This is a genomic window from Halomonas cerina (genome assembly GCF_014192215.1).
Classification (GTDB): Bacteria; Pseudomonadota; Gammaproteobacteria; order Pseudomonadales; family Halomonadaceae; genus Halomonas; species Halomonas cerina.
Window position 1 is genome coordinate 1 of the sequence record NZ_JACHXP010000037.1, and the last position, 7793, is coordinate 7793.

Sequence of the window (7793 nt, forward strand, 5' to 3'; positions counted from 1 at the left end):
CTGCCCGAGTTCAATGACTTGCAGGACCTACACGAGGTGCATGACATGCTGGCCGAACGCATCAAGAAATGGCCCGAGCGGTGGGAAGAAAAAGGTCGACAGGAAGGCGAGCGAAAAGCGAAACGCGAGACTGCCCGTAACCTGATCGCGCGTACCGAGATGGATGATCAGATGATCGCTGAGATCGCCGGCCTCGGCGTTGAAGACGTTGCGCAACTGCGCCGTGAGGCCAAGCACTGAGCTGTTACCGTCCACGGCCGTTGCAGGTTGCGCGGCCAACGCCATGCTCGCCACCAAGATCAGCTTCATGAACGAGATCGCCAACCTGTCCGAGCGCCTGGGGGCCGACGTGGAGCAGGTGCGCCGCGGCATCGGCTCGGACCCGCGTATCGGCTACCACTTCATCTACCCGGGCTGCGGTTACGGCGGCTCCTGCTTCCCCAAGGACGTGCAGGCGCTGGCGCGCACCGCCCACGAGGTGGACTACCCGGCGGCGATGCTCACTGCGGTGGAGACGGTCAACAACCGCCAGAAGGGCACGCTGTATACCAAGCTGTCCCAGGCCTTCGACGGCGACCTGGCGGGCAAGACCATCGCCCTGTGGGGGCTGTCGTTCAAGCCCAACACCGACGACATGCGCGATGCCCCCAGCCGCACGCTGATGGAGGCGCTGTGGAATGCCGGTGCCCGGGTGCAGGCCTACGATCCCGAAGCGATGAGGGAGTGCCGCCGCCTGTATGGCGAGCGTGACGACCTCGTGCTGGTGGCCGACCGCGTCCAGGCGGTGAAGGGCGCCGATGCGCTGGTGATCTGCACCGAGTGGAAGGAATTCCGCAGCGTCGACTTCGCCTGGCTGAAGGAGCAGCTCGCCATACCGGTGGTGATCGACGGGCGCAACCTCTATGAGCCCGCCACCCTCAAGCAGGCGGGGTTGCTGTATTACGCCGTGGGGCGGGGGGACTCGCTGCGCTTGATCGACAGCCCCTGAGTCGGGGGGTAACGCCAAGGAGCGGTTGAGACAGCTACTCAAGATCGTGATGTAAGGCGTCTTCGCCCGAGCCGGTTCGCCGGACCGTATGCTCCCACACAAGATGTCGGTTGATGGTGGCCGCACTGGATAGCCCACCGACCGGCTCGCCTATGTCGCGCAGATGCGAGTCGCGCAGATGCGAGCAGGGCCATGGCAGCCTCGGGGCTTGCTGGCTATAATTAAGTGATGCATTTATGCAGCAATATTGCTGCGTATATCTCTTTTCCATAGCTTGCGGGGTGCCTGCCATGAGTGCCGATGCCGCGATCGATCCGGATGAGTACCAAGCGCCCGAGACGTATGAGCGGTTCGTGGAGGACTTGCGGCGGTCTGCCACGGCGGCGGGCAAGCCGATTATCGATCCCAGGTTGTTCGCCCGTGCACTGGGCATGGACTTGCAGGCCCTGGCGGCCGATGCCCATGTGCATCGGGTCACGGTGTCGCGCGCCCAAGGGAGCGAGAAACTGCAGGGCTTCCTGCGCGAGGCGCTGCAGGTACTGAGTGCAGCAGCGGTTATCAACGGGGACTTTCGTCACGCCCTGTTCTGGTTTCGCAACGAACCCATCAGCGCCTTCGACTACCAGACGCCGGAACGGCTGGTCAGCGAAGGGCGAACCCAGGATCTGATGCGCTATATCCAGGCGTTGCGAGCCGGGGCTGTGGGATGAAAGTGACGTCGTCGCTGGAAGGTGCTGCGTATCGGGTGCATGTGCCTCGGTGGGCCTATGCTCCAACCAGTGGCGCTGGGGCTGCCGAGCACGGCGGGCGCTTGAACCGGGTTGGCTTGCCGGCGCTCTATCTTGCGCTCGATGCGACGACCGCCCTGGAAGAACATCGCCAGCTTTCTGTCCTGATGCCCCCGGGACTGCTGGTGAGCTATGAACTGTGCCTAGGAAAGGTGGTGGATTTCAGCGAGGGCTATACCCCGGCATGGGACCCGCTTTGGCTGGAGCTGACCTGCGACTGGCGCTGGCTGTGGTTTAACAAACATATCGAGCCACCAAGTTGGCTGTTGGCCGATATCGCTCTGGAGGCCGGTGCGGCCGGCATCCTGTTTCCCTCCATGGCCAATCCCGGTGGTACGAATTTGGTACTGTATACAGAGGCACTCCAAGAAGAGGATCGACTGGTGGCTTATGACCCCGCTGATGACCTGCCCAAGGACCAGCGGTCGTGGGAGTAGGTGCCTGCAGCGCCCATTGTGCGGTAAACCGGCGCGCTACTAGCCAGACCGTGCGTTCCCACAGGAATTTTGGGACCTTCGCTGTTGCTGTGGGCTTTCGAACGGTATTCGTGGGCATTCAACCCTACTGAGCGACCCGGCGCGTACCGCCCACGAGGTGGACTACCCGGCGGCGATGCTCACGGCGGTGGAGAGGGTCAACCATCGCCAGAAGGGCACGCTGTATACCAAGCTCTCCCAGGCCTTCGACGGCGACCTGGCGGGCAAGACCATCGCCCTGTGGGGGCTGTCGTTCAAGCCCAACACCGACGACATGCGCGATGCCCCCAGCCGCACGCTGATGGAGGCGCTGTGGGCCGCCGGGGCCAGGGTGCAGGCCTATGATCCCGAAGCGATGAAGGAGTGCCGTTGCCTGTATGGCGAGCGTGACGACCTGGTGCTGGTGGCCGACCGCGTCCAGGCGGTGAAGGGCGCCGATGCGCTGGTGATCTGCACCGAGTGGAAGGCGTTCCGCAGTGTCGACTTCGCCTGGCTGAAGGCGCAGCTCGCCATGCCGATGGTGATCGACGGCCGCAACCTCTACGAGCCCGCCACCTTCAAGCAGGCGGGGCTGCTGTATTACGCCGTGGGACGGGGGAATTCGCTGCGCTCGATCGACAGCCCCTGAGTCGGGGAACGTCGGTAACCTAAGGGTCTGCGCATGCCAGCGTGACGCCACTGCACGGCCCAGTTCGGCACGGTGGTCTTGCATGGTAGGAGTTCAGCTTCGCTGAACGATTGGCACCGTCAGGCGCCCTGGGGGCCAGTGAGCGTCGTCCTTCGGGCGCCTGCGGCGCCATCGCGCTGTGAACCGAGGCCCGAACCGTGCCCAGGAGCAGCTTAAGGAGCGCTTGGGAGATCGCTTTCGCGAACTGGATGTGCCGCTGCTGGTGGAATGGCCGGACGGGCGGCGCGAAGCCTTGCTGTTCGTCCTCGAGGAAGAGACGAACCCGCAGCGCTTCTCGATCCATCGCCTGGCGCATTACTGCCTGGACCTGGCCGAGCTGCTGTGCACCGAGCGGGTGGTGCCGGTGGTGATTTTCCTGCACGACAATCCGGCGATCCCCCGCCAGTTGGCGCTAGGCAGCGAGCGGCACCACTACCTGACGTTCGACTACCTGGCCTGTGTGCTGGCGGCGACTCCCGCCGAGCGGTTGCTTTCTGGGTTTCCTTGCCCCTTGGCCCTTGCTCCTCGGCCCTGTCAGCTACGCCAAGGCGATCGAGGGGCTGCTGACGCTGGAACCGAATATCGAGAAGCAGATCAAATACTTGGATTTTGTGGATATTTATGCGGGATTGAATGCCTCGGAGCGGCAGCAGTACGAGGCCCGGTATCCGAAGGAGAGCACCGCGATGACAGGACTGGCCGAGCGTTTGCGATCAGAAGGTATGCAGCAGGGGATGCAGCAAGGTGAGCAGACGCTGCTGCGCAAGCAACTGGTGCGCCGTTTTGGCCCGCTGGATGCTGACACCGAGCAGCGGCTGCAGCAGGCCACCACCGATGAGTTGGAGCGCTGGGCCGAGAACCTGCTGGATGCCCAGTCGCTGGCCGAAGTGTTCGGCGAATGACGGCTCGGCGATAAGTATGGTGGGAGCGCTGCTTGCAGCGCGGTCCGGCGTGTAGCGATGGTGGATGATGCCTCGGGCGCCTGCGGCGCCAATCGCTTAGCAAGCTGAGCTCCCACACCAGATGGCGGATACCGTGTTGGCGACGAAACCCGTATATTGGGTAATCTGAACGTGGTACTTGGTGACTATCACCGCAGCGAGGTTGAGTCATGACGGTTTCCTTCACTCGTAAACGGCTGTATCGGGTCGGCTCACGCTCTCTCGAGTGTGCGGTCGATGATGTGAAGCAGCTGGCCGAAGCCGTCTGGTACCGAGGCTATCAGCCGACGCAGGCGGAGCTGGAGCGACTGCGCGGCGTGATGCCTCGTGAGGACTTCCAACGGACGCTCTGTGTGCTTGAGCTGCTTAGCCAGTACCCGGTATGTCGCCGTGATACTGCCCGACACCTGCAGCAGCTGACCCGGCTGTACCACCGGCAACTGCTGGGAAACGACGACACGCCCACCCAAGGGCGATATTCCCCCAGCAAGCGATGGGGCCTGAACGATGCCACCGCACCACTACGCAAAGCGTTGCTTCCTCTGCAAACCCGTACCTATGCCGACGCGACAGGGCATCGACATGGCCTGAGTGCCTGAGGACGCTTCCTCTTGCATCGCTACTGTCACGGCTTAATCCGCCACTCCCCACCCTTGGCGATCCACTCGCCTTTCAGCAGGCGCTCCGCCGCCAGTAGCGCCAGCTTTACCACCTCCTGTCGTGTCTTTCCCTAGGCCTGGCCCAGGTGGCTCCTGCTTCCCCAAGGACGTGCAGGCGCTGGCGCGCACCGCCCACGAGGTGGACTACCCGGCGGCGATGCTCACGGCGGTGGAGAGGGTCAACCATCGCCAGAAGGGCACGCTGTATACCAAGCTGTCCCAGGCCTTCGACGGCGACCTGGCGGGCAAGACCATCGCCCTGTGGGGGCTGTCGTTCAAGCCCAACACCGACGACATGCGTGATGCCCCCAGCCGCACGCTGATGGAGGCGCTGTGGGCCGCCGGCGCCAGGGTGCAGGCCTATGATCCCGCAGCGATGAAGGAGTGCCGCCGCCTGTATGGCGAGCGTGACGACCTGGTGCTGGTGGCCGACCGCGTCCAGGCGGTGAAGGGCGCCGACGTGCTGGTGATCTGCACCGAGTGGAAGGAATTCCGCAGCGTCGACTTCGCCTGGCTGAAGGCGCAGCTCGCCATGCCGGTGGTGGTCGACGGGCGCAACCTCTACGAGCCCGCTGTCAATGGCCATCAGAAGTGACCCATTTTCGGTCAATAAAACTGACCCACTCGTGATCCTCAGCTGAGCGTCTTCGCCACCGAGCCGGTTCGCCGGACCGTGAGCTCTCACCAGGATGGCAGGTGCTGTGGCTTTTCGTAGGAGCGCAGCTTGCTGCGCGATAAGCGGTGGCTATTGCGTTATGCTTTTGGGCGCCTGACGGCGCCATCGCGCTGTGAACCGGGGCCCGAACCGTGCGCTCCCACGTGGCATAGCAGAAGGAACCGCCATGGTGCGTCCCGTCAGCCATGATCAGAACTTCAAGAACCTGATCCTCGATTACCCCCACGAGGCGTTGGCCTTCTTCGCCGCGGACGAGGCAGGGGAGATCGATGCCAGCGTGACCATCACCCCGCTGCGTCAGGAGCAGCTCAAGGAGCGCTTGGGAGATCGCTTTCGCGAGTTGGATGTGCCTCTGCTGGTGGAATGGCCGGATGGGCGGCGAGAGGCGTTGCTGTTCGTGCTCGAGGAGGAGACGAACCCGCAGCGTTTCTCGATCCATCGCCTGGCCCACTATTGCCTGGACCTGGCCGAGCTGCTGGCCACCGAGCGTGTCGTACCGGTGGTAATCTTCCTGCACGATAATCCGGCGATTCCCTGCCAGTTGGCGCTGGGCAGCGAGCGGCACCGCTACCTGGCGTTCGACTACCTGGCTTGTGTGCTGGCGGCGACTCCCGCCGAGTGGTTGGTTTTTTGGGTTTCCTTGCTCCTTGGCCCTTGCTCCTCGGCCCTGTCAGCTACGCCAAGGCGATCGAGGGGCTGCTGACGTTGGAACCGAATATCGAGAAGCAGATCAAATATTTAGATTTTGTCGATATTTATACGGGACTGAGCGATACCGAGCGGCAGCTGTACGAGGCCCGGTATCCAAAGGAGAACACCGCGATGACAGGACTGGCCGAGCGTTTGCGTTCAGAAGGCATGCAGCAGGGCATGCAGCAGGGCGTGCAGCAAGGGCGACAGGAAGGCGAGCAGACCCTGCTGCGCAAGCAGCTGGTACGTCGTTTTGGCCCGCTGGATGCTGACACCGAGCAGCGGCTGCAGCAGGCCACCACCGATGAGTTGGAGCGCTGGGCCGAGAACCTGCTGGATGCCCAGTCGCTGGCCGAGGTGTTCGGCGAATGACGGCTCGGCGATAAGTATGGTGGGAGCGCTGCTTGCAGCGCGATCCGGCGCGCAGCGGTGGATGCCTCGGGCGCCTGCGGCGCCATCGCTCAGCAAGCCGGAACGCCGGACCGTGAGCTCCCACCTGGCAATGATGGCCCCCACCTGACAGGGATGGCTCAGTGGTCACCATCGTGTGGATGCACGAGACCGCGCTCGAGCCCGGCAAGCTCTACGACCTCAAGCTGGCCACCCGCGACCTCGCTGGCAAGGTCACCGCCATCGACTACCAGGTCGACGTCAACACCCTCGAGCAGCGCCATGCGGATCATCTCGACCTCAACGCCATCGCCTGCTGCCACGTCGAGCTCACCGCCCCGGTGCCGGTGGACGACTACCGCACCAACCCCGGCACCGGCAGCTTCATCCTCATCGACCGGCTGACCAACCTCACCGTGGGCGCCGGCATGATCCACTGCCCGCTCGAAAGCGAGCTGCCTTATGAGTACCGCGAGCACGACAGCAAGGCCCGGGTGGTGTGGAACCGTACCAGCGTGACCCAGGCGATGCGCGAGCAGATCAACGGCCATGCCGGCAAATGCGTATGGTTCACCGGCTACTCCGGCTCCGGCAAGTCGAGCCTGGCCAACGCCCTGGAGGTGGAGCTCAACCGCCGTGGCTACCACACCATGCTGCTCGACGGCGACAACATCCGCCACGGCCTGTGCAAGGACCTGGGGATGAGCGAGGCCGATCGCACCGAGAACATTCGCCGCGTGGGCGAGGTCGCCCGGCTGTTCGCCGAGGCCGGGATCATCGTGATCACCGCCTTCATCTCGCCGTTCCGCACCGACCGCGACCAGGCCCGGGCCTTGTTCGACGACGGCGACTTCCTCGAGGTGCACGTCGACATCCCGCTGGACATCTGCGAGCAGCGCGATCCCAAGGGGCTGTACCAGAAAGCTCGGGAAGGCCAGCTTGATGACTTCACCGGTATCAACAGCCCCTACGAGGTGCCCAAGGCCGCCGAGGTACGCCTCAAGACCACTGAGTTCAATCAGCAGGAGCTGTTGAGCCAACTGTTCAAGATCGTGATGTAAGGCCGCTTCGCCACCGAGCCGGTTCGCCGGATGGGAAGGCTGAACGGAAATGGAGTGCCGTAGCCCCAGCCGGGGCGATGTGCGCTCCATTTTTCGTTTGGGGGCCGCGGAATGGGTGGGTCTCTTGGCAGCCTGCGGCGCGGCGGCCATCCTTCCGGCGCCTATCGCACCCATTGTGACCCTGGGCCTGCTTTGCCGGGATGCTCTCTTCGACCCGATAATAGAGGGGCGGTATACTGGCTTCTTGAAGTGGAGTTCGCATGGCCAATCATCACGACCACAGTTACAAGTTGCTGTTTTCTCATCCTGAGATGGTCCGCGACCTGCTGACAGGGTTCGTCAAGGAAGACTGGGTGACCCAACTCGACTTCTCGACGTTGGAGAAGGTCAGCGGCTCCTACGTGACCGACGAATTGCGTGACCGTGAGGATGACATCATCTGGCGGGTACGCTGGGG

The 7793-nt window shown here is 63.5% G+C and carries 8 protein-coding genes and 4 pseudogenes; all 12 read left to right on the forward strand.

Going from position 1 to position 7793, the window contains the following annotated elements:
- A pseudogene (locus FHR94_RS19545) lies at positions 1 to 240 on the forward strand (Rpn family recombination-promoting nuclease/putative transposase); the annotation flags it as partial.
- A 31-nt stretch (positions 241 to 271) separates the two neighbouring features.
- Positions 272 to 988, forward strand: a pseudogene (locus FHR94_RS19120) (UDP-glucose dehydrogenase family protein); the annotation flags it as partial.
- Between the two features lie 290 nt (positions 989 to 1278).
- Positions 1279 to 1698 (forward strand): DUF2384 domain-containing protein, encoded by a 420-nt coding sequence (locus tag FHR94_RS19125; protein ID WP_183328313.1) that lies wholly within the window; start codon positions 1279 to 1281, stop codon positions 1696 to 1698.
- Entirely contained in the window at positions 1695 to 2213 is a 519-nt protein-coding gene (locus FHR94_RS19130) for an RES family NAD+ phosphorylase (RefSeq protein ID WP_183328315.1), read from the forward strand. The genes FHR94_RS19125 and FHR94_RS19130 overlap by 4 nt, the downstream gene beginning before the upstream one ends.
- Before the next feature lie 139 nt (positions 2214 to 2352).
- Positions 2353 to 2880 (forward strand): annotated as a pseudogene (locus tag FHR94_RS19135) (UDP binding domain-containing protein); the annotation flags it as partial.
- A 557-nt stretch (positions 2881 to 3437) separates the two neighbouring features.
- Positions 3438 to 3821, forward strand: coding sequence for a DUF4351 domain-containing protein (locus FHR94_RS19780; protein ID WP_183328319.1), 384 nt, complete (start codon positions 3438 to 3440; stop codon positions 3819 to 3821).
- Between the two features lie 209 nt (positions 3822 to 4030).
- On the forward strand, positions 4031 to 4459 hold the full coding sequence (locus FHR94_RS19145) for a hypothetical protein (protein WP_183328321.1): 429 nt from the start codon (positions 4031 to 4033) through the stop codon (positions 4457 to 4459).
- A 127-nt stretch (positions 4460 to 4586) separates the two neighbouring features.
- A pseudogene (locus FHR94_RS19150) lies at positions 4587 to 5114 on the forward strand (UDP binding domain-containing protein); the annotation flags it as partial.
- Positions 5115 to 5361: 247 nt separating this feature from the next.
- Positions 5362 to 5898 carry a hypothetical protein gene (locus FHR94_RS19555; protein WP_221188552.1) on the forward strand — a complete coding sequence of 179 codons (537 nt, stop codon included), beginning with the start codon at positions 5362 to 5364 and terminating at the stop codon, positions 5896 to 5898.
- 2 nt (positions 5899 to 5900) lie between these two features.
- Positions 5901 to 6257: a DUF4351 domain-containing protein gene (locus FHR94_RS19560; RefSeq protein WP_246390088.1), complete on the forward strand. Its 357-nt coding sequence runs from the start codon at positions 5901 to 5903 to the stop codon at positions 6255 to 6257.
- Positions 6258 to 6418: 161 nt separating this feature from the next.
- The gene (gene cysC, locus FHR94_RS19160; RefSeq protein ID WP_343064691.1) at positions 6419 to 7336 is read left to right on the forward strand and encodes an adenylyl-sulfate kinase; all 918 of its coding nucleotides are present in this window, start codon (positions 6419 to 6421) and stop codon (positions 7334 to 7336) included.
- Positions 7337 to 7596: 260 nt separating this feature from the next.
- Positions 7597 to 7793, forward strand: a 197-nt coding sequence (locus FHR94_RS19165; protein WP_183328323.1) for an Rpn family recombination-promoting nuclease/putative transposase, incomplete at its 3' end; no start/stop codon positions are given.